Source organism: Allobosea rubneri (genome assembly GCF_032464875.1).
Classification (GTDB): Bacteria; Pseudomonadota; Alphaproteobacteria; order Rhizobiales; family Beijerinckiaceae; genus Allobosea; species Allobosea rubneri.
This window is the reverse complement of sequence record NZ_JAWDID010000054.1, coordinates 1-19427: the sequence shown is the minus strand read 5'-3', so window position 1 is coordinate 19427 and position 19427 is coordinate 1. Positions and strand designations below refer to the sequence as shown.

The following is a 19427-nucleotide window of genomic DNA, read 5'->3' as shown; positions in this document are numbered from 1 at the left end:
GTCTTTTCGTTCAACCCACAAACCAATCGAGGCCCTATGCCGACTAGAACCAACATCAAGGCGAGCACGCACAGCACATGCCGAACTCCGGGATGTCAGCGCCCTGCCCGAAGCAATATCGCCTACCTCTGCGACAACTGCCGAGGCCGTATGCGGCGGAACGGGGATGCCCGGCAGACGAACATCAGGCGGACCGAAATACGTCCCATGGAGGACCGTGTCCGAAAGATCATCAGCCGGGGCCACCTGCCCATGATCCGGCAGGGTCTCCAGACCATCAACGAAGCCCTTATCCGCCACAGCGAAGAGACGTTGGCGTCCTGGCGCCGAGGACGGCCGATGAACAGGCACGTAGTCCTGGCCCACAGCGAGGTCCTGAAGGTCGCGCAGAACGTGGACCCGTTGGACAGCGGGGTCACCCTCGCGGCCCTCTACCTCCTGGAGGAACACATGCCGCGCCGTATCGTCAGCGACGAAGGGATGGCCGGGCAGCTTGTCCGTGTGTACCGCCTCCAACATGGCCTCGCCATTGGCGTGACCTGGGACGCCAGCAAGAGCCGCGAGACCCGCTGGTATCGCCCGCTCCCCAAGGACACCACCCAGCTAATGGGAGCCATGCTACGGCAGGCGTACTCGCCCTGGCTGGCCCATGTTCTGGCGGTGGACAAGAAGGAGCGCGAAGAGAAACAGAAGGCGGCCCGCGAGTTGGCTGCCGGGTTCGCTGGCTTGTAGCTTGCGGCTGTGGATTTCAGCCTCGGCTGTGTCGCTAGGGTCGGGGTCTAATTTACGTATACGCATGTGGAATACATGCGCCGCTCGGCGGACGTTCACTCTACGCCACTGATCGCGTTGACTTCTGTTGACCCGGACGCAACTGTTCAGCGGGTCTGTTGAGTGGCGGGGAAGTTGATGCTTGGCCGGGGGTTGGTAATGGCAACGGTGGCTCTTCTGAGCCTGCCGACAGCCGCCCAGACACGAAGCGAAGACCCGTACTTCAACGCCGCCCAGACAGCCTTCAACAGCCTGCAGGTAGACACCCGGCTTTGGCTTCAGCTGTTTCTGACTAGCGCCGGCCATTGGCCCGCCGTGCCGAACGTGACGTATTCGCGGCGGCTCTTCGATGCGACCAAGCAGTTCCAACTGTTTCGCGGGGAAGCCCCTACAGGCATCCTGACGAAACCGCAGATTGACCAGATGCTGGCGTCGGCGTCGTCGGTCCTCACCGGATGGCGGATGCGCTGGGTTCCGCACCCGACCAGGGGGCGGCAGCTTTGGGTGCCAATTGGTCTCGATCTCCAAGCCACCCGGACGGACCTCGGCGTGGAACTGCGGGAGCCCAAGAACCGGTTCAGGCTGAAGTTCAACGCGATCCCAGCGGCCACCGTGCGAGCGACCTACGAGACCACCCTGCGGGAGATGGTCGGCAGTGGCGACACCATCAACTTCAAGGTGCTCAGGAACGACTTCTTCGTCATCACCGGCAATCAGGGGCGCTACAGCCGGTACGTTCGATATCATACCGATGGTGACGGCATCCTCGGCTTCGACATGTCCTGGTCGGACGATGACGCACCTGTCTATGGCAACCGCTTGGTGACGGTCATTTCGGGGTCGCTCTGGGCCACGATGACGGGGTCCCCGTTCCCGACGACGCAGCGCGGCGCGTATCCGTGGGAGAAGCCCGCCGAGCCCGAGGTTGCCAGCCAGCAGCGCCCTGCCCTGCCCCCTGTGACTCCCCCTGCCCAGGAGCCGGCGAAGGTGAAGATCTCGACAGGTTCGGGGTTCTTCGTCTCTAAGGCGGGGCACGTCCTGACCAACGCGCATGTGGTCAGGGACTGCACTACCATCACAGCGCGATCTGACGGAGGGATGCCGGTTCCCGCGCAGCTACTCGCCCGGGACGCGGCGAACGACCTCGCGGTCCTCAAGATGCCGGGGCCTACGGAGCGAACCCTTCCGATTCGAGCCAGCGTCCGCCTAGGCGAAGGAATCGCAGCCTTTGGGTTCCCCCATAGTGATCTCCTCGCGACCACCGGCAACTTCACCCTGGGCAACGTGACGGCTCTGGCGGGCTTGCGGGATGACACCCGCTATCTTCAGGTCTCCGCCCCTGTTCAGTCGGGCAACTCCGGTGGTCCCCTAGTGGACGGCTCCGGGAACGTGGTCGGCGTAGTTACGGCCAAGCTCGACGCGATCAAAATGGCCGAGGCCCAGGGCGACCTTCCCCAGAACGTCAACTTCGCGGTGAAAGCTTCTCTGGCCACCAGCTTCCTCGACGCAAACCAGATCGCGTACGATGCTGGCTCACCGGGCGATAAGCTGGATCCGGCCGATCTCGCGGAGCGGGCGAAGAAGGCGAGCGTCTTCATCACTTGCCGATAAGATGGAAAAGGCCCGCTCCCGACCCATTGCGAACTTTAGTTTGGTTCGGCGCTCGTCGGCGTTAATCGAATGGCATCGCGCTGGATTGCAACGAGCGACATGGCGAGGCCCTGAAACGCTCTTGATCTGACTTTTACTGAGTGACCGGTTACCTCTCCAGCACTTTGTTAGGCGTCGACCGCCGCGAGGGCGAGGTCGTTGATGCGTTGCACACGCTCGATATGGCGCAGCCCCTCAATGAAGCCGGCAGATAGGAAGATGACCGTGAGATCACGCTCGGGGTCGATCATCCATGCCGTCGAGGCACCACCGACCGCCGCGATACTTTGCGGTGATGCGGTGTGCCCGGTGGCGTTCAGGATGTGCCCACTCCCGCGAACATAACCACCGAGCAAGGTAAAGTGCGCCGGGAAATCGTCGAGGCCGCGCTCTTCGACCTCGAAGGCGATCGCATCATTAATCAAGCCCGGTGCATGGTCTTGCCGGGCATAGTCGAAGAGCGCGGGCGAGAGAACGCGCTGGCCGTGCGCCGTCCCGCGCCCCCGGAAGACTTCTGTAAAACGGAAGACATCATTGATCGTGGAATACGCATTCCCGCTCGGCATCTCCGCTTCCCCGGTAAGGAACTCGTTGAAAACGCGCAGAAGCATCGGTGTGGTGGGTCCCACATTCGCTTCAGTAAACGACACCGGAACCCGCCGAGGATCGTCGGTGGCGCACCCGAAGCTACTGTCCGTCATGCCCAACGGTGTGAACAAATCCTCTTGGGAAATACGATTGAAACCGCGCTTTTTCGGATCGGTATTGACGAGGATTTGGCCTAGCAGATCGTAGCCCAAGCCGGAGGTATAGATGCATTTGGTTCCGGGACTGTAGGCCGCCGGCAATGCGCACATCGCGGCAGCCTTAACCGCGAGGTTGCCGGCCTTGTCCAGTCCCAGCGGAGGCGGGACGAGACCGAACGGCAGCCCGGCGGTGTGTGCCAGCAACTGCCGTAGGGTCGCCCGCTGCTTGCCCAGTGCGCCAAAGCCGGGAACGAGGTCCGCGATGCGTGTATCGAGGCCGAAACGGCCTTCGTCGATTGCTTTGAGGACTAGCGTCGCGGTGTATGCCTTTGACATCGACATGAGCAGGTATCGGTCGTCACCTGATGGAGCGCGACCGGGGGCCACCGTTCCGAAGCTCGCTTGGTAAGCCACCTGACCGTGGCGGGCGACAAGGATCGAAGCACCAAAGTGCTTCCCGCTGTCGATGTCGGCCTCAATAGACGCGCCAAGCCGGGCGAGCGCATCCTTATTCAAACCAAACGAGGGCGGAGTGGGATTGGGGTTCATTGGGGTGCCTAGCCTTTCCTTGATAGTTGCCCGCCATCTCTATTGTTACGCCATTTTCCTGCTTAAGCGTGTTCACTGTCCAGCGATGCCCGGGCCTCTGGAAAACAGCACGCACCGACGGAGCGCTCACAGTTTCGGCGCACGTGGACGACTGGCGCAAGCCGATGCCGGCCGGCTGAGCCAACGTCCGTTTCCCACCCCATTGCTGACGCTACCGCCGCACGGCATCCGACGATGGTAGCGTTGAGGTGAGGTGTCGCGGGCCATGACGCAAAATCGTGACGGGCCAGCAGTGGTTCGCCTCGTGGTTGCCCTCGGCAGAGGTTGGGCAGCCGAGTTATTCATTTTTTGGGTGTGTAGTTGTTAGTTGGAAACCGCTTTCGCCGACGCCGGCTGAGCTTGACTTCGTCGCGGCCGAGGGCGTGGCGTCCCTACAATGCCACCGAGTTCAAGATTCCCCCGCAGCCGCCGGGTGAGCTATACAGGGTGTGAAACCCGATCCACCCACTTTTTGAGTTCCGCCACGTCGCGGCCCTTGGAGTAGATGCCGTAGGTGATCCCGAGGGGCGCATGCCCCAACAGCCGAGCGGCAGTCGCTTCCGGGCACCCCAGGCGCTCCAAGGCCGTCGTGAAGCTCTTCCGAAGCGAGTGGAACGTCTTGCCCTCGGGTATCTCGGCCTTCCGCATGAGGCGACCGAAGCGCACCGACAGGGCACTCGCCTTCGCCCCAGTCGGCGCGGTGATGTCCTTCAGCTTGGCGTGGACCGGCAACACCCGAGCAGCGTTCTTGGACTTGCCGGTCAACAGCACGAAGCACTCTTGTTCCCCGAGCACCTGACGCTCTGCCGCCATGCACTCGCTGAGGCGGAAGCCGGTGTAGATCGAAATCAGGAATAGGGGGCGAAGCTCCTCGTCCTCTGCGACCGCCTTGTAGGCCTTCACAAGCTCATCATCGCTAAAGAAGTCGTAGCTCTCCGCCGCCCTGCCCCGCTCGTCAGCTGCCTGGGTCAGGTCCTCGAAGGGGTTCCGAGGGCGCTCGTCGGCCGCCCTGTAGACCCACAGCCAAAGGTGCGACATGACCGTAGCGTACCGCTTGATCGTGTCCCGTGCCTTCCCCACCGACACGGCGTTCAGCCAGTCGAGCGCCTTGCTCCGGGTGACATCGTGTAGCGGCCTGTCTCCGTGATGCTCAATCCAAAGCTTTACAGTCGTGCCGTAGTTCGCCCCGGTGGTCATTGAACGCTTTGGGTTCTTCTCCAGGTACTCCTTGAGGACCTCGGAGACGACCTTGCGATCCTTCACGTGATCTCTGAACGCCTGGACGAAATCCGTATCCTCAGCATCGCCGCTTCGTTCGGCCCTATCGACCAACGCATCTAAAGCGGGGTTGGACATGTCTTCGCCGTCCACCACGTTGGTAAACACCGCTGGGCCAGCTTCCTTCAGCCGGGCACGGAAGGCGGCGTAGGAGCGTTCTCTAGGCCCCTCAGCAGGCCTCGTGGGGGCCAAGCCAAGTCGACGCTCTGCCAGTTCAATCTGAGCCTTGGCTATCGGGTGGAAGTCCCAGCGACGCTTACGGGCTTCATTGATGTCCGAGGTGTCGAGCGCCTTGCGAAGATACGGGCCTAGTTCACTTCGAAGGCGGCTCGGCACCGGCACACGGCAATACCAGCGGTTCCCGATCCGCTGAAGGTAGAGGGTGTCTTTGATGGCTTTGGACTTCGCCGGCATGGCTACAAACGTAGCTTCGGCGGGGCTCTGTAGGCAAGTCCTGTAGGCAACCAAAGTGCCTATAGGGCCTAAGCGGTGGCGCTCCCTAGGGGACTCGAACCCCTGTTTTCGCCGTGAGAGGGCGACGTCCTAGACCGCTAGACGAAGGGAGCGTTACTTACTTTATACTGCGATATACTCTACTATTACTCTTCCTACTTGCCAGTCAATTCCATTCGTCTAGCTCACCAAATCCAGCCCGCGAACGGACCTCGTTGGTAACCCTACCACCCTTAATCCCCTGCCCCTACTCACTTGGTAGGTAACCTGGGGGGTAGTCGCGTCCTAGACCGCTAGACGAAGGGAGCAGCGCGGCAGGCCGTCCGTATAGTCGGGCGTTGCTCGCACTGCAAGCCTTTCCTGCGCCTCGATGACAAAAGCTTCACACAGGCCCGAGCGACCGCCCCGGTCCCGTCGCGCCCGCCCTTGCGCAGGCCGGCCAACCCGCGAGTGCGATGTGGTCAAAAAGGCCCGCTTCGCCAGTGTTCCTGGGCCGCTTTCCCCCAATAGGGCCGTCCTTGCACGGGCCGGGGCGCCCGGCATTTCCCGAGCGGCCCCGGCAGCGTCCCGAGCTCGTGCTGGGATCGCTGCCCTAGGGCACCAGAACCCGGCGGCAGCCCCAGAACGCCACCGCGGCGCCAATCCTGGGGTCGGCCGGCAGCGGTCCCCGGGGCGATTCGCCCGAGTCACAAGGCTTTTCGCGAGAGGCCGGGAAGCCTTGGCCTCCACTCGTACAGTGTTAGCGAGCCGACATTCAGGCGGCCGGCGCACCGGCCGGGCCGGCCAGCGCCGGATAGTCGGTATAGCCCCTGGCGTCGCCGCCATAGAAGGTCGCGGTATCCGGCGTGTTCAGCGGCGCGTCGCGGCGCAGCCGCTCCGGCAGGTCGGGATTGGCTATGAAGAGCCTCCCGAAAGCGACGAGGTCGGCATCGCCCTTCTCGACCGCTTCGATGGCGAGCGCGCGGGTGAAGCCGTTATTGGCGATGTAGGCGCCGCGGAAGGCCTTGCGGAGCGCCTGATAGTCGAAGGGCAGATAGTCGCGCGCCTCGCGCGTCGCGCCCTCAACGACATGGATGAAGCCGATGCCGCGCTTGTCGAGCTCGCCGACGAGATAGCCGAACAGCTCCTGCGGATGCTTGTCGCGGGCATCGTTCGCCGGGCTGACCGGCGAGATCCTGATGCCGACGCGCCCCTTCGGAAAGACCTGGGCGACGGCATCGACCACCTCCAGCGTCAGCCGGGCGCGGTTCTCGATCGAGCCGCCATAGGCGTCGTCGCGCTTGTTGGAGCCGTCGCGCAGGAACTGGTCGAGCAGATAGCCATGGGCGCCGTGGAGCTCGATGCCGTCGAAGCCGGCCGCCTTGGCGTTCTCGGCCGCCCGGACGAAATCGGCGAGGATGCCGGGAATCTCGTCGAGCCGCAGCGCCCGCGGCTCGGAAACCTCGGTGAAGCCGCTCTCGATATAGGTCTTGGTGTTGGCCCGCAGGGCAGAGGGCGCGACCGGCGCCTGGTTGCCGGGCTGCAGCACGCTATGGCTGACGCGGCCGACATGCCAGAGCTGGGCGAAGATCACGCCGCCCTGCGCATGGACGGCATCGGTCACCGCCTTCCAGCCGGCGACATGCGCGTCACGATAGATGCCGGGCGTCCAGATATAGCCCTGGCCCTGCTGCGAGATCTGCGTCGCCTCGGTGATGATCAGCCCGGCCCCGGCGCGCTGGCGGTAATACTCGACATTCAGCGCGTTCGGCGCATCATCGTGCTTATTGGCGCGGTTGCGCGTCAGCGGCGCCATCACGACGCGGTTCTTCAGCGTGAGATCGCCGAGCTGGAAAGGCGTGAACAGCTTCGCGACGGAAGCGCTGGCGGAAGCACCGGAATGGCTCATCTTGACGGTCCTTGGGAGGCGGCCGGCCGGCCGGAGAGAGCGGAGACGACGCGCCGGCCTTGCGATCCGGGCCGCGCCTTGGGTTCTGAGATAGGGTCCGCCCGGCGAAATGACATGCCCGGGGAGGCTCGCACGGCAAAAAGCCAAAATCCATTCGCCGCGGAGGCATCGCGGGGATGAGCCTTCCGCAGACGCCGCTGAAGACGATGGCAACCGCCTCCGGCCAGGTGCTGCGCGGCAGCCGTCGCTGGCTCGGCGCCGGGCTGAAGGGGCTGGTCGCGCTCGTCTATCCGCCCGCCTGCATCGCCTGCCGGGCGGCGACGAGCGAGGCGCAAGGGCTCTGCGCCAGCTGCTGGGCCGGGATCGGCTTCATCGAGCGGCCCTTTTGCGAGCGCCTCGGCACGCCTTTCGAGGTCGATCTCGGCGTCGGGCTGGTTTCGCCCGCCGCGATCGCCGATCCGCCGGTCTTCGCCCGGGCCCGCGCCGCCTGCCGCTTCGACGGCACGGCCCGCGAATTGGTGCACCGGCTGAAATATGGCGACCGGCTCGAGCTCGCCTTGATGCTCGGCCGGATGATGGCGCAGGCCGGCCATGAGCTGACGGCAGAGTGCGACCTCGCCGTGCCGGTGCCGCTGCACCCCTTTCGCCTCTGGACGCGCCGCTTCAACCAGGCTTCCGCCTTGGCGGTGGTCGTGGCGCGGCAGTCCGGCCTGCCCTGCGAGCACCGGGCGCTCGCACGCGTCAAGCGGACGAAGCAGCAGGTCGGACTGACACGGGCGCAGCGCGGCGAGAACCTGCAGGGCGCCTTCAAGGTCCCGGCGGCGATGCGGCCGCGGCTCGAGGGCCGGCGCGTCCTGCTCGTCGACGACGTGCTCACCACCGGCGCGACCGCCAATGCCGCCGCCCGCGCCCTGCTGCGCGGCGGGGCGGCTGCCGTCGACGTGCTGACCTTCGCCCGGGTCGTGACGGAAAGCTGAGCCGGCCCTATATACGAAAGCCAGAGACAGCGACCGGACCCGAGCGATGCCGCAAGTCACGATCTACACCACGAGCTGGTGCCCCTATTGCCATGCCGCCAAGGCGCTGCTGACCAAGAAGGGCGTCGCCTTCGAGGAGATCGGCGTCGACGGCAAGCCTGAGCTGCGCCAGGCGATGACCGCGAAGGCCGGCGGACGTACCTCGGTGCCGCAGATCTTCATCGGCGACAGCCATGTCGGCGGTTCCGACGATCTTCACGCCCTCGATGCACAGGGCAAGCTCGACACTTTGCTAGCTGCCTGAACGGAGAGAGCCATGACCGGCACGCGCTTCATCGCCGCCTGCGTCCAGATGCGTTCGAGCCGCGATCCGCTGCGCAACCGCGACGATGCGGTGCGGATGATCGGCGAGGCCGTCGCCCAGGGCGCGCAATTCGTCCAGACGCCCGAGGTCACCAATCTCTGCGAGCGCGACACCAAGCGCCTGCGCGAGACCTGCCAGACCGAGGCGGAGCATGAGGTGCTCGCCGGACTGCGCGAGACTGCGCGCGACCGGAAGATCTGGCTGCAGATCGGCTCGGTCTCGGTCAAGGCTGGCGAGAAGATCGCCAACCGCGCCTATATGATCGACCCCGAGGGCAATATCGCCGCGCGCTACGACAAGATCCATCTCTTCGACGTCGATCTGCCCAATGGCGAGACCTGGCGCGAGTCGAACACCTTCAGCGGCGGCGTCGAGGCGGCCCTGGTCGAGACGCCCTGGGGGCTGGTCGGCATGTCGATCTGCTACGATGTCCGCTTCCCCTATCTCTACCGGGCGGAAGCGGAAGCCGGCGCCTTCATGCTGACCGCGCCGGCCTGCTTCACCCGCCAGACCGGCGAGGCGCATTGGCAGGTGTTGCAGCGCGCGCGGGCGATCGAGAACGGCGCCTTCATGGTCTCGGCCGCGCAGGGCGGCGTGCATGAAGATGGCCGCGAGAGCTATGGCCATTCGATCATCGTCGATCCCTGGGGCCGCGTCCTCGCCGAGGCCGGCAACGAGCCGGGCGTGATCCTCGCCGAGATCGACCTTGCCGAGGTCGCCAATGCGCGCGCCCGCATCCCCAGCCTGCGGCACACCCGCTCCTTCGCCGTCGAGACCTGGCAGGCCGAGCGCCCGCAGCGCGACGCGGCCGAATGACCCGGCGGGCTTGGCGCCTGAGGCGCCAGGCCCCATTTCAAGTGATCGAACTCCCAAAACGTTTCGGCACGCCGCGCAGTGCGGCGCCCGAACCAGAGAAGACATGATCCGCTACGCCCTCATCTGCGACAATGGCCACGGCTTCGAGAGCTGGTTCGCCAGCTCCTCCGGTTTCGACGAGCAGGCCAGACGCGGCCTCGTCGCCTGCCCGTTCTGCGACAGCATCAAGATCGAGCGCGGGGTCATGGCCCCTGCGGTCGCGCGCACGGACCGCGGCCCGCGCCCGGCCGAGCAGGCTGAACCGGCCGAGGCGCCCGCCGCCGCTGCCCCGGCAACGCCGGCACCGGCTCCCGTCGCGCTGATGGGAGACAAGGAAGTCGCCTTCCGCGCAATGCTGACCGCCCTGCACGAGCATGTCGCCAAGAATGCCGAACATGTCGGGCCGCGCTTCGCCGAGGAGGCGCTGAAGATCCATCACGGCGAGAGCGAGGGCCGCGCCATCTATGGCGAGGCGACGGCCGAGGATGCGAAGATGCTGAACGAGGAAGGCGTCGACTTCCTGCCGCTGCCCAAGCTCCCGGGCGCGAGGAACTAGCCCTTTCCCCGATCAAACGGACCGGTCATCCCGGGCGAAGCGAAGCGTAGACCCGGGATCCATGCCAGAGCCTGTCCGTAGAGGTTCAGACATGGATCCCGGATCCACGCGGCTTCGCCGCTTGTCCGGGATGACTCCGGAGCTGTCGTTCGCAACGCTGCGCTTGCAATGCTCGCGTCACGGGCATATACCCGCACCCATGTCCTCGCCCTGCATCTGCACGACCCTGCGCTCGGCCTCGCGGCGGATGATCGCCTTCTATGACGAGGCGATCGCGCCGGTCGGGGTCAACATCGCGCAGTTCAGCCTGATGCGCTCGATCGCCCGCATCGAGCCAGCGACGCTGACCGAGCTCGGCCACCGCGTCGACCTCGACCGTTCGACCGTCGGCCGCAATGTCCGCGTGCTCGAGAAGATGGGCCTGGTCGTGCTCGGGCGCGGCGAGGACCAGCGAGAAGCGACCGTTCAGCTCTCCGATGCCGGGCGCCAGGTCCTGGCCGATGGCGCCCCGCTCTGGGACGGCGCCCAGAAGGCCCTCGACGATCGACTTGGGGCCGATTTCATGAAGCAGCTGCGCTCCGCCCTCGACTCACTCTGATTTTCTCAACTCAAATGCGGGCACCTACCCGCGACAGGAAGCCGCCATGCAACCGGACCTCGCCGCCCCGCCCGTTCCCTCAGGCCTTGCTGGCGCCCTCGCCCGCCGTGGCATCCATTACGGCTGGGTCGTCGCCGCCGTGACCTTCCTGACCATGCTGGTGACCGCGGGCGCGGTCGGCGCGCCCGGCGTGCTGATCGGGCCGCTGCAGAAGGAGTTCGGCTGGGCGACCTCCGAAATCTCCTCGGCGCTGGCGATCCGGCTCGCGCTGTTCGGCCTGATGGGCCCGTTCGCCGCCGCCTTCATGAACCGCTTCGGCGTGCGGCCCGTGGTCGCCGTCGCGCTCACCTTGATCGCCGCGAGCATCCTCGGCTCCTTCGCCATGACCGAGCTCTGGCAGCTGATGCTGCTCTGGGGCGTCGTGCTCGGCTTCGGCACCGGCATGACCGCCATGGTGCTCGGCGCGACCGTCGCGACGCGCTGGTTCTCGCACCGGCGCGGCCTCGTCGTCGGCCTGCTGACGGCGAGCACCGCGACCGGCCAGCTCGTCTTCCTGCCTCTGCTCGCCTGGCTGACCGACCAGGTCGGCTGGCGCTCCGCCATGCTGCTGGTGCTCGGGCTGATCGTCGTCGCGGCGCTCGCCGTGCTCGCCCTGATGCGCGACCGACCGGTCGACGTCGGACTCGCGCCCTATGGCGAGACAGCGCTGGTGCCCGCGCCGGCCACGCCGACAAGCCTTGCAGCGATGCTCGTCTCGCCGCTCATCGCACTGCAAGAAGCTGCACGGACGCGCACCTTCTGGGTGCTGTTCGGCACCTTCTTCGTCTGCGGCGCCAGCACCAACGGGCTGGTGCAGACGCATTTCATCGCACTCTGCGGCGATTACGGCATGGCCGCGGTGACGGCCGCGGGCGTGCTCGCCGTGATCGGCATCTTCGATTTCCTCGGCACGGTCGGCTCGGGCTGGCTCTCGGACCGCTATGACAGCCGCTGGCTGCTGTTCTGGTATTACGGCCTGCGCGGCCTCTCGCTGCTCTATCTGCCCTTCACCGGCTTCTCGTTCTACGGCCTCGCTCTGTTCGCGGTCTTCTACGGGCTCGACTGGGTCGCGACCGTGCCGCCGACAGTGAAGCTCGCAGCCGACCGCTTCGGCGAGAAGGCGAACCTCGTCTTCGGCTGGATCTTCGCCGGCCACCAGCTCGGCGCCGCCTTCGCCGCCTATGGCGCCGGCTTCAGCCGCACCGTCTATGACAGCTACCTGCCGGCCTTCTTCATCGCCGGCGCACTCTGCCTCTTCGCCGCCGCCTTCTGCATCACCATGCGCAGCGGCAAGGCCGGCGCGCTGGTGGCGAAGCCGGCCTGAGCCAGGGCGAGGCCGATCAGGCCGCCCGGCCCGGCCTCGCTTCGAGCTGGCGCCGGGTCGCCCGCGCCAGCCGGCGCACGCCCTCGGTCAGCACCTCCGGCGCCGAGCGGGTGAAATTCACCCGCATTGCGCTCTTCAGGGCGCCGTCGGGATCGAAGACGCTCGACGGCACGAAGGCGACCTTCTCCTGGAGGGCATGGGCGTAGAGCGCGTCGGTGTCGATCTCGGGCGTCTTCGCCCGCATCCAGACGAACATGCCGCCGGGTGGCACCTCCCATTCGAACCAGTCGGAGAGATGCTCGCTCGCCGCCGCGCAGAGCACGTCGCGCCGCTCGCGATAGGTCGCGACGATCTTCGGCACGTGCTGCGCCTCGAAATCGCTCTCGATCATCTCCAGCGCCAGCGCCTGCGTCAGCAGGCTGGAGGCGATGTCGGTCGACTGCTTGACCAGCGCAAGCGCCGCGATCAGCGAGGCCTCGGCGACGATCCAGCCGACGCGCAGGCCCGGCGCCAGGCTCTTCGACAGCGTGCCGAGATAGATCACCGGCCCGTCATAGGCGCCGTTCGGCTGGCGCTGCGCATGATGGGCGAGGATGCCGGGCCCGGCCGGCCCGTCGAACTGCAGTGGCAGATAGGGATCGTCCTCGAGCAGCCAGGTCCCGGCGGCCAGCACCTTGTCGAGCAGCGCGGCCCGCTCCTCCTGCGAGACGAGCACGCCGGTCGGGTTGGAATAGTTCGGCACGGCATAGACGAACTTGGCCTGCCGCAGCGCCGCGTCCTGGCCGGGCGCCTGCAGGCTCCAGTCGAGTTTCTCATAGCGCGGCGCGCGTGGCCGCCAGGCGTCGAGCGCGCCGAGATAGGTCGGGAACTGCGAGACGATCAGCTCGCCGGGATCGACCAGGAGCTTGCCGACGAGATCGAGCCCCTGCATCGCGCCAGTAGTGAGCAGCACGTTTTCGGGGCCGAAGCGGCGCCCGCTCGCCGCCGAGACGCGCTCCGCCACGGCCGCCCGCAGCGCCGGCAAACCCTCGATCGGCCCGTATTCGAGGATCGCCGAACCCCAGCGGGTCAGGGCCCGCTCCTGCGCCGCTGCCATCGCCTCGACCGGGTAGAGCTCGGCCGCCGGCAACCCGCCGGCGAGGCTGACGAAATCGGCCTGGCCGCCGATCGCCATGAACTGCTGGGTGATGCTGTTGCCGGTCGAAAGCCAGCTGGCGAGCGCCGGACGGCCGACGCGCGGTTGGGATTGGGACATGCTTCTCACTGCGACTGCGGATAGCGGGCTGCTGATGGTCGCGGCGACCCTACAGAGCCTCCCGCTCCCGGGAAACCACCCCGGGCGCATGGCGCCGCCCCGGCCCGGCAGTGGCCAGCGGCGGCCGGCCGGGGCATAAGCGCGGAAAAGGGGAGCAGAAGACCATGCGCATCGTCGACGTCCGCGAGATCACGCAACCGATCGCCTCGCCGATCCGCAATGCCTATATCGACTTCTCGAAAATGACGACGAGCCTCGTCGCCATCGTCACCGACGTCGTCCGCGACGGAAGCCGCGTCGTCGGCTACGGCTTCAACTCGAACGGCCGCTACGGCCAGGGCGGGCTGATCCGCGAACGCTTCGCGCCGCGCCTGCTGGAAGCCGAGGCGAAGAGCCTCATCAATGACGCCGGCGACAATCTCGATCCCGATCGCTGCTGGGCGGCGATGATGAAGAACGAGAAGCCGGGCGGCCATGGCGAGCGCTCCGTCGCCGTCGGCACGCTCGACATGGCGATCTGGGACGCCACCGCCAAGATCGCCGGCAAGCCGCTCTTCCGCCTGCTCGCCGAGCGCCATGGCCGTGAGGCCGACCCGAAGGTCTTCGTCTACGCCGCCGGCGGCTACTATTATCCCGGCAAGGACGACGCGCAACTGCGCGCCGAGATGCGCTCCTATCTCGACCGCGGCTATCGCGTCGTGAAGATGAAGATCGGCGGCGCCCCGCTCGCCGAGGACCGGCGCCGGATCGAGGCGGTGCTGGCCGAGATCGGTGGGGATGCTCAGCTCGCCGTCGACGCCAATGGCCGCTTCGATCTGGAAACCGCCGTCGCCTATGCCAAGGCGATGCGCGACTATCCGCTGTTCTGGTACGAGGAGGCGGGCGACCCGCTCGACTACGCCCTCCAGGCTGCCCTCGCCGAGTTCTATCCGGGCCCGATGGCGACCGGCGAGAACCTCTTCAGCCATCAGGACGCCCGCAACCTCCTGCGCTATGGCGGCATGCGGCCGGATCGCGACTGGCTGCAATTCGACTGCGCCCTCTCCTACGGGCTGTGCGAGTACCAGCGCACGCTCGCCGCGCTGAAGGTCGCCGGCTGGGGCTGGGATCGCTGCATCCCGCATGGCGGCCACCAGATGTCGCTCAATATCGCCGCCGGCCTCGGCCTCGGCGGCAATGAGAGCTATCCTGACCTGTTCCAGCCCTATGGCGGCTTCCCCGACTCGGTTCGGGTCGAAAACAGCTTTATCACCATGCCGGACCTGCCGGGCATCGGCTTCGAGGGCAAATCCGACCTGATCAAGGTGATGCGCGAACTGGCGGAGTAGCATCCGCGCCTCTTTCCACCGTCATGGTCGGGCTTGTCCCGACCATCCACGTCTCCGGCAGTCGAAGACGACGCTCAAGACGTGGATGCTCGCCACAAGGGCGAGCATGACGTCGAGGCTAGGTCCCAGCTCATCCCGAGCGGCAGCCGCGCCCCCTCATCCCAAGGTCTGAGGCGACCTTTCGCTCCCACTGGCGTTATCTTCGCTGCAGTGCAACAATCAGTTTGCACGAGCTCAAAGACGGCACGGCAGGGAGCGACCATGAACGCGATCGATCCGCTTCGGAACCAGACCCAGCGCGACAAGCCCTGGATCTTCCGGACCTATGCCGGCCATTCCGACGCGGCTGAATCCAACAAGCTCTACCGGACCAATCTCGCCAAGGGCCAGACCGGCCTCTCCGTCGCCTTCGACCTGCCGACCCAGACCGGCTACGACCCTGACCATGTCCTCTCGCGCGGCGAGGTCGGCAAGGTCGGCGTGCCCGTCACGCATCTCGGCGACATGCGGACCCTGTTCGCTGAGATCCCGCTGGCGCAGATGAACACCTCGATGACGATCAACGCGACGGCGGCCTGGCTGCTCTCGCTCTATATCGCCGTCGCCGACGAGCAGGGCGCCCCGCGCCCGGCTTTGCAGGGCACGACCCAGAACGACCTCGTCAAGGAATACCTCTCGCGCGGGACCTATGTCTTCCCGCCGCGCCCCTCCATGGCGCTGACCACCGACATCGTCGTGTTCACGGCCCGCGAGCTGCCGAAATGGAACCCGACCAATGTCTGCTCCTACCATCTGCAGGAGGCCGGCGCCTCGCCGGTGCAGGAGCTCTCCTTCGCACTCGCGACCGCGATCGCCCTGCTCGACTCGATCAAGGCCCGGCCGGAGGTCTCGGCGGAGGAGTTCGGCAGCGTCGTCGGCCGCATCTCGTTCTTCGTCAATGCCGGCATGCGCTTCGTCACCGAGCTCTGCAAGATGCGCAGCTTCGTCGAGCTCTGGGACGAGATCACGCTCGGCCGCTATGGCGTCACCGAGGAGCAGCATCGCCGCTTCCGCTATGGCGTGCAGGTCAATTCGCTCGGGCTGACCGAGCCGCAGGCCGAGAACAATGTCTACCGCATCCTGATCGAGATGCTGGCGGTGACGCTCTCCAAGAAGGCCCGCGCCCGCGCCGTCCAGCTTCCGGCCTGGAACGAGGCGCTCGGCCTGCCCCGCCCCTTCGACCAGCAATGGTCGCTGCGCATGCAGCAGGTCCTGGCCTACGAGACCGACCTGCTCGAATTCGGCGACATCTTCGACGGCTCGACCGTGATCGACAGCAAGGTCGCCGAGCTCAAGGCGGCAGCGCTCGAGGAGCTGGCGAAGATCGACGCCATGGGCGGGGCACTCGCTGCGATCGAGACCGGCTACATGAAGCAGGCGCTGGTCGAGAACGGCGCGCGCCGGATCGAGGCGATCGAGCGCGGCGAGCAGATCGTCGTCGGCGTCAACAAGTTCACCAACAGCGAGCCCTCGCCGCTCTCGGCCGGCGAAGGCAATGTCGTCACCGTGCCGGACTCGGTCGAGATCGAGGCGGTCGGCCGGCTGAAGGCCTGGCGCTCGGCCCGCGACGCCAGGGCGGCCGAGGCCGCGCTGGCAGAACTGGCGAGCGCGGCCAAGGAGGCCCGCAACGTCATGCCGGCCTCGATCGCCTGCGCCAAGGCCGGCGTCACCACCGGCGAATGGGCGCAGACCCTGCGCGAGATCTTCGGCGAGTACCGCGCCCCGACCGGCGTCGACACCACCAGGCTCGGCGACGATGCCGGTCTCGCCACCGTCAAGGCCGCCGTCGCCCGCGCCACCGAAAAACTCGGCCGCACGCCGCGCTTCCTCGTCGGAAAGCCCGGCCTCGACGGCCATTCGAACGGCGCCGAGCAGATCGCGGTGCGCGCCCGCGACGCCGGCATGCAGGTCTCCTATGGCGGCATCCGCCAGACGCCCGAGGAGATCGTGACGCAGGCCAAGGAGACCGAGGCCGACATCATCGGGCTCTCGATCCTCTCCGGCTCGCATCTGCCGCTGGTGCGCGACGTCACCGCCCGCCTGCGTGTCGCCGGCATGGACGTGCCCGTCGTGGTCGGCGGCATCATCCCGCCCGACGACGAGAACGCGTTGCGCAATATGGGCGTCGCCCGGGTCTATACGCCCAAGGACTTCGCGCTCGACGGCATCATCGCCGATGTCGCAGGGCTGGCGGCGAAGGAGCGCTGACGCCCGCCGCGTCCCCCGGGGAGCCGGCTACCTGGCCCCTTTCAGCAGCCCCTGCTCGGCCGCCGGGTCGAGCGGGCCTTCCGCTCCACGATCCAGCAGGAAGGCCTCGGCCAGCGCGCCGCCGCTCGCCGGCTTGTAGCCTGCGGTCTCCGGCGGGTTTGCGGCGACGAGTTCGGTGTGCCAGCCCTGCCCGTCCCGGCAGTCGATCCCGTTCCAACCCGACACACCCTGGCCGGTACCGGTAACGGTGTACTCCCGGCAGAGACGGCCATCGGCGAGCTTGTGCGAGGCGATGATGCGCAGGTTGCCGGCTGGCAGAGCGACCGCGCCGCCGCTCGCCACCGTGTCGAGCGCCGCGCTCAGCGCAGCCCGGTCGAGACCAGCGACCGCGATGCCGGCCGTTCCTTGTCCCCCGCGTCCGGCGAGATAGCCGGCGACGCCGCCCGCCACCAGGAGGAAGCTCGCCGCCAGCGTCCGCCGGCGATCACCGTCAGCTGCGGCTGGACGGGCGCGGGGCGGGCATCGGCGGCGGCGATCGCGGCCAGGAGCCGCTCCGGCACAGCCTCCGGCTTCGGCTCGCCCTCGGCTTCGAGCAGGAAGCGCGTCTCGGCGAGGATCGCGAAGCGCTCGGCCAGTTCGGGATCGGCCGTGACCAGCGCATGCAGCCGCTCGGCCTCGCCGGCGGAAAGCTCGCCATCGGCCAGGGCGATCAGCATCTCGTCGGAGACTTCGGGCTTCGTCATTTCGCTTCCATTCCCAGTCTTGCCGCCAGACCTTGCCGCGCCCGAGACAGGCGGCTCATTACCGTGCCTATCGGGATCGCCAGTTGCTTCGAGGCGTCGCGATAGCTGCAGCCCTCGACGCAGATCAGCATCAGCAGCCGGCGATGCTCCTCGGGCATCTGCGCCAGCGCCTGCTGGACGGAATCGACGGTCAGCGCGACCTCGTTCACCTGCCGCCCATCCTCGCCGGGCAGATCGAGATGGGCATCGATTTCCTCGGTACGCCCCTCGCGCTGGCGCTTGCGCAGCGCATCGACCCAGAGATTGCGGGCGATGCTGAACAGCCAGGCATCGAGCCTGGTACCCTCCTGAAACTGCGCCTGCGCCTTCAGCGCCCGCTCGCAGCTCGCCTGCGCGAGATCGTCCGCCTCGCTGGCCGAGCGCGTCAGCGTCATCGCGTAGCGACGCAGGCGCGGCAGCAACGAGACCAGTTCCGTCGCGAAGGGAGAGAGCCCGCCTGCCGTTCCCGGCAGCGGGGGGCCGCTGGCTATCTGGCCTGGTCGCATATCCGACATCGGCTTTTCTCGGTTTCGCTGGCGTCTACAGCGGGCAGGATAGGCTGCCCCAGCCGAAGACCGGGTCCCGTCCGGGAGCGCCGAGGTCCCTGGCCTCCGCCGAAAGCGCGGCGAGCAGCGCCTGCGGCTGCGCCTTCTCGTCCTGCATCCGGCGATGAGCGAAGGCGAGCGTCACCAAGGGCGCGGCATAGGAGGTGCCCGAACGGGGCGGCGCGGGCCGCATCGCCTTGTCCGGGAACTGGACGCGGACGCCCGGCGCCGCGAAGGCGAGATGCTCGCCGCGATTGGCCCGCGCATAGACCTTGCCGTCCCGGTCGATCGCAGTCACCGCCACCGCCCAGGGATAGGCGGCGGGATAGAGCGGCTCGGCGCCCGGCCCGCCATTGCCCGCTGCCGCGACCAGAACCGTGCCGCGACCATACATCAGGCTGCCGATCCGCTCGACCAGCGCATTGGCTGGCCCGGCGAGGCTGAGGTTGACGACCGGCACCTGCCGCCCGGCCAGCAAATCGAGCGCGGCGGAAAGGTCGAAGCTGTCGGCATTGGCACTGCCGCCACGCCGGTGGAAGGCATCGACCGCGACGATGCGCGCGCCCTCGCCGCCCGTCCCCCGGGTCAGGAGGATCGCGACATCGGTCCCGTGCGCATCGCCTGCCGGCTTGTAGCCCGGCTCGCGCACGCTCTCGGTCTCGATCCCCCTGCCTGCGAGGGCCGGATGGGCGAGGTCGACGCCCGTATCGACCATGCCGATCGTGCCGCGCGCAACGCAGGACCCGGCGATGCGCGCCTCCGGCGCCAGCAGGGAGAAGCAGCGACTATCCGGGCATGGCGCCGCGACGCCGCGATAGAGATGGTTGAGATCGACCAGCGCCGCCGGAAACAGCGTACGCACCCGCTCCACCGCCCGCGCCGTGGAGAGGCGCCGCGGCACGCGCATGCGCACCGTCAGATTGCCGACGAGGCCGAGACTGCGTTGCGCGACCGGGCGAAACCCTTCCTCGCGCAACCGGGCGATATCTGCCTCGGTCAACCCCGCCGCCACGATCTCCCGTGGCACGGCCTGAACCGCCGGGCGCTGCGGGCGCGCCGAGCGCTGGCTCTGTCGCGGCGTGCTTTGCCCGATCCCGAACAAACCGAACAGATTGAAGGAGCGGATATGGCGCCCGCTGCTGCTGCGCTCGCCGCTGCCGCCACCGCCCCCTCCGGAACTGCC

The 19427-nt window shown here is 67.1% G+C and carries 18 protein-coding genes and 1 tRNA gene; 10 read left to right on the top strand and 9 right to left on the bottom strand.

What is annotated here, in order from left to right; genetic code table 11:
• The first annotated feature begins 207 nt into the window (after nucleotides 1-207).
• Both RKE40_RS24035 and RKE40_RS24030 read left to right on the top strand, forming a co-directional pair.
• Nucleotides 208-732, top strand: a complete 525-nt coding sequence (locus RKE40_RS24035; RefSeq protein WP_316020728.1) for a hypothetical protein — start codon at nucleotides 208-210, stop codon at nucleotides 730-732.
• Between the two features lie 198 nt (nucleotides 733-930).
• Complete coding sequence (locus RKE40_RS24030) at nucleotides 931-2382, top strand: S1C family serine protease (protein WP_316020727.1); 1452 nt, start codon at nucleotides 931-933, stop codon at nucleotides 2380-2382.
• A 167-nt stretch (nucleotides 2383-2549) separates the two neighbouring features.
• Here RKE40_RS24030 and RKE40_RS24025 read toward each other — a convergent pair whose 3' ends face one another.
• The 4 genes from RKE40_RS24025 to RKE40_RS24010 form a co-directional block, all read right to left on the bottom strand.
• The gene (locus tag RKE40_RS24025) at nucleotides 2550-3716 is read right to left on the bottom strand and encodes a serine hydrolase domain-containing protein (protein ID WP_316020726.1); all 1167 of its coding nucleotides are present in this window, start codon (nucleotides 3714-3716) and stop codon (nucleotides 2550-2552) included.
• A gap of 477 nt (nucleotides 3717-4193) precedes the next feature.
• Nucleotides 4194-5447, bottom strand: a complete 1254-nt coding sequence (locus RKE40_RS24020) for a DUF6538 domain-containing protein (protein ID WP_316020725.1) — start codon at nucleotides 5445-5447, stop codon at nucleotides 4194-4196.
• A 76-nt stretch (nucleotides 5448-5523) separates the two neighbouring features.
• Nucleotides 5524-5599 (bottom strand) — tRNA-Glu (locus tag RKE40_RS24015).
• Between the two features lie 641 nt (nucleotides 5600-6240).
• On the bottom strand, nucleotides 6241-7374 hold the full coding sequence (locus tag RKE40_RS24010; RefSeq protein WP_316020724.1) for an alkene reductase: 1134 nt from the start codon (nucleotides 7372-7374) through the stop codon (nucleotides 6241-6243).
• A gap of 176 nt (nucleotides 7375-7550) precedes the next feature.
• Here RKE40_RS24010 and RKE40_RS24005 point away from each other — a divergent pair, with 176 nt between their 5' ends.
• The 6 genes from RKE40_RS24005 to RKE40_RS23980 all read left to right on the top strand — a co-directional run bounded on the left by RKE40_RS24005 (nucleotide 7551) and on the right by RKE40_RS23980 (nucleotide 12087).
• On the top strand, nucleotides 7551-8351 hold the full coding sequence (locus RKE40_RS24005) for a ComF family protein (protein WP_316020723.1): 801 nt from the start codon (nucleotides 7551-7553) through the stop codon (nucleotides 8349-8351).
• 46 nt (nucleotides 8352-8397) lie between these two features.
• Nucleotides 8398-8655, top strand: coding sequence for a glutaredoxin 3 (grxC, locus tag RKE40_RS24000; RefSeq protein WP_316020722.1), 258 nt, complete (start codon nucleotides 8398-8400; stop codon nucleotides 8653-8655).
• Between the two features lie 12 nt (nucleotides 8656-8667).
• Nucleotides 8668-9531, top strand: coding sequence for a carbon-nitrogen hydrolase family protein (locus RKE40_RS23995; protein WP_316020721.1), 864 nt, complete (start codon nucleotides 8668-8670; stop codon nucleotides 9529-9531).
• Between the two features lie 103 nt (nucleotides 9532-9634).
• Nucleotides 9635-10126: a DUF1178 family protein gene (locus RKE40_RS23990; protein ID WP_316020720.1), complete on the top strand. Its 492-nt coding sequence runs from the start codon at nucleotides 9635-9637 to the stop codon at nucleotides 10124-10126.
• A 199-nt stretch (nucleotides 10127-10325) separates the two neighbouring features.
• Nucleotides 10326-10724 carry a MarR family winged helix-turn-helix transcriptional regulator gene (locus RKE40_RS23985; RefSeq protein WP_316020719.1) on the top strand — a complete coding sequence of 133 codons (399 nt, stop codon included), beginning with the start codon at nucleotides 10326-10328 and terminating at the stop codon, nucleotides 10722-10724.
• A 46-nt stretch (nucleotides 10725-10770) separates the two neighbouring features.
• Nucleotides 10771-12087 carry an MFS transporter gene (locus RKE40_RS23980; RefSeq protein ID WP_316020718.1) on the top strand — a complete coding sequence of 439 codons (1317 nt, stop codon included), beginning with the start codon at nucleotides 10771-10773 and terminating at the stop codon, nucleotides 12085-12087.
• A 16-nt stretch (nucleotides 12088-12103) separates the two neighbouring features.
• On the opposite strand, the gene RKE40_RS23975 is transcribed toward RKE40_RS23980, so the two are convergent.
• The gene (locus tag RKE40_RS23975; RefSeq protein ID WP_316020717.1) at nucleotides 12104-13342 is read right to left on the bottom strand and encodes an aminotransferase-like domain-containing protein; all 1239 of its coding nucleotides are present in this window, start codon (nucleotides 13340-13342) and stop codon (nucleotides 12104-12106) included.
• Between the two features lie 164 nt (nucleotides 13343-13506).
• Between RKE40_RS23975 and RKE40_RS23970 the strand changes: the two genes are divergently transcribed.
• Together RKE40_RS23970 and RKE40_RS23965 are read left to right on the top strand one after the other, a co-directional pair.
• Nucleotides 13507-14670, top strand: a complete 1164-nt coding sequence (locus tag RKE40_RS23970; RefSeq protein ID WP_316020716.1) for a mandelate racemase/muconate lactonizing enzyme family protein — start codon at nucleotides 13507-13509, stop codon at nucleotides 14668-14670.
• Between the two features lie 261 nt (nucleotides 14671-14931).
• Nucleotides 14932-16917, top strand: a complete 1986-nt coding sequence (locus tag RKE40_RS23965; protein WP_316020715.1) for a methylmalonyl-CoA mutase family protein — start codon at nucleotides 14932-14934, stop codon at nucleotides 16915-16917.
• A gap of 27 nt (nucleotides 16918-16944) precedes the next feature.
• On the opposite strand, the gene RKE40_RS23960 is transcribed toward RKE40_RS23965, so the two are convergent.
• From RKE40_RS23960 to RKE40_RS23945, 4 genes are all read right to left on the bottom strand, one after another.
• A complete protein-coding gene (locus tag RKE40_RS23960) occupies nucleotides 16945-17367 on the bottom strand; it encodes a hypothetical protein (protein WP_316020714.1) in 423 nt (140 codons plus the stop codon).
• A complete protein-coding gene (locus tag RKE40_RS23955; protein ID WP_316020713.1) occupies nucleotides 17277-17660 on the bottom strand; it encodes an anti-sigma factor family protein in 384 nt (127 codons plus the stop codon). The genes RKE40_RS23960 and RKE40_RS23955 overlap by 91 nt, the downstream gene beginning before the upstream one ends.
• A complete protein-coding gene (locus RKE40_RS23950) occupies nucleotides 17657-18214 on the bottom strand; it encodes an RNA polymerase sigma factor (RefSeq protein WP_316020712.1) in 558 nt (185 codons plus the stop codon). The genes RKE40_RS23955 and RKE40_RS23950 overlap by 4 nt, the downstream gene beginning before the upstream one ends.
• Before the next feature lie 25 nt (nucleotides 18215-18239).
• Nucleotides 18240-19427: S8 family serine peptidase (locus RKE40_RS23945; RefSeq protein ID WP_316020711.1), on the bottom strand; the 1188-nt coding region annotated here is incomplete at its 5' end.

What these genes read in the sequence shown, in the direction of transcription:
- RKE40_RS23970 (WP_316020716.1), top strand. Translation starts at nt 13,507, where the DNA reads ATGCGCATCGTCGACGTCCGCGAGATCACGCAACCGATCGCCTCGCCG.
- RKE40_RS23985 (WP_316020719.1), top strand. Translation starts at nt 10,326, where the DNA reads ATGTCCTCGCCCTGCATCTGCACGACCCTGCGCTCGGCCTCGCGGCGG.
- RKE40_RS23950 (WP_316020712.1), bottom strand. Translation starts at nt 18,214, where the DNA reads ATGTCGGATATGCGACCAGGCCAGATAGCCAGCGGCCCCCCGCTGCCG.
- RKE40_RS24035 (WP_316020728.1), top strand. Translation starts at nt 208, where the DNA reads ATGGAGGACCGTGTCCGAAAGATCATCAGCCGGGGCCACCTGCCCATG.
- RKE40_RS23995 (WP_316020721.1), top strand. Translation starts at nt 8,668, where the DNA reads ATGACCGGCACGCGCTTCATCGCCGCCTGCGTCCAGATGCGTTCGAGC.
- grxC (WP_316020722.1), top strand. Translation starts at nt 8,398, where the DNA reads ATGCCGCAAGTCACGATCTACACCACGAGCTGGTGCCCCTATTGCCAT.
- RKE40_RS23990 (WP_316020720.1), top strand. Translation starts at nt 9,635, where the DNA reads ATGATCCGCTACGCCCTCATCTGCGACAATGGCCACGGCTTCGAGAGC.
- RKE40_RS24020 (WP_316020725.1), bottom strand. Translation starts at nt 5,447, where the DNA reads ATGCCGGCGAAGTCCAAAGCCATCAAAGACACCCTCTACCTTCAGCGG.
- RKE40_RS24010 (WP_316020724.1), bottom strand. Translation starts at nt 7,374, where the DNA reads ATGAGCCATTCCGGTGCTTCCGCCAGCGCTTCCGTCGCGAAGCTGTTC.
- RKE40_RS23965 (WP_316020715.1), top strand. Translation starts at nt 14,932, where the DNA reads ATGAACGCGATCGATCCGCTTCGGAACCAGACCCAGCGCGACAAGCCC.
- RKE40_RS23980 (WP_316020718.1), top strand. Translation starts at nt 10,771, where the DNA reads ATGCAACCGGACCTCGCCGCCCCGCCCGTTCCCTCAGGCCTTGCTGGC.
- RKE40_RS24030 (WP_316020727.1), top strand. Translation starts at nt 931, where the DNA reads ATGGCAACGGTGGCTCTTCTGAGCCTGCCGACAGCCGCCCAGACACGA.
- RKE40_RS23955 (WP_316020713.1), bottom strand. Translation starts at nt 17,660, where the DNA reads ATGACGAAGCCCGAAGTCTCCGACGAGATGCTGATCGCCCTGGCCGAT.
- RKE40_RS24005 (WP_316020723.1), top strand. Translation starts at nt 7,551, where the DNA reads ATGAGCCTTCCGCAGACGCCGCTGAAGACGATGGCAACCGCCTCCGGC.
- RKE40_RS23975 (WP_316020717.1), bottom strand. Translation starts at nt 13,342, where the DNA reads ATGTCCCAATCCCAACCGCGCGTCGGCCGTCCGGCGCTCGCCAGCTGG.
- RKE40_RS24025 (WP_316020726.1), bottom strand. Translation starts at nt 3,716, where the DNA reads ATGAACCCCAATCCCACTCCGCCCTCGTTTGGTTTGAATAAGGATGCG.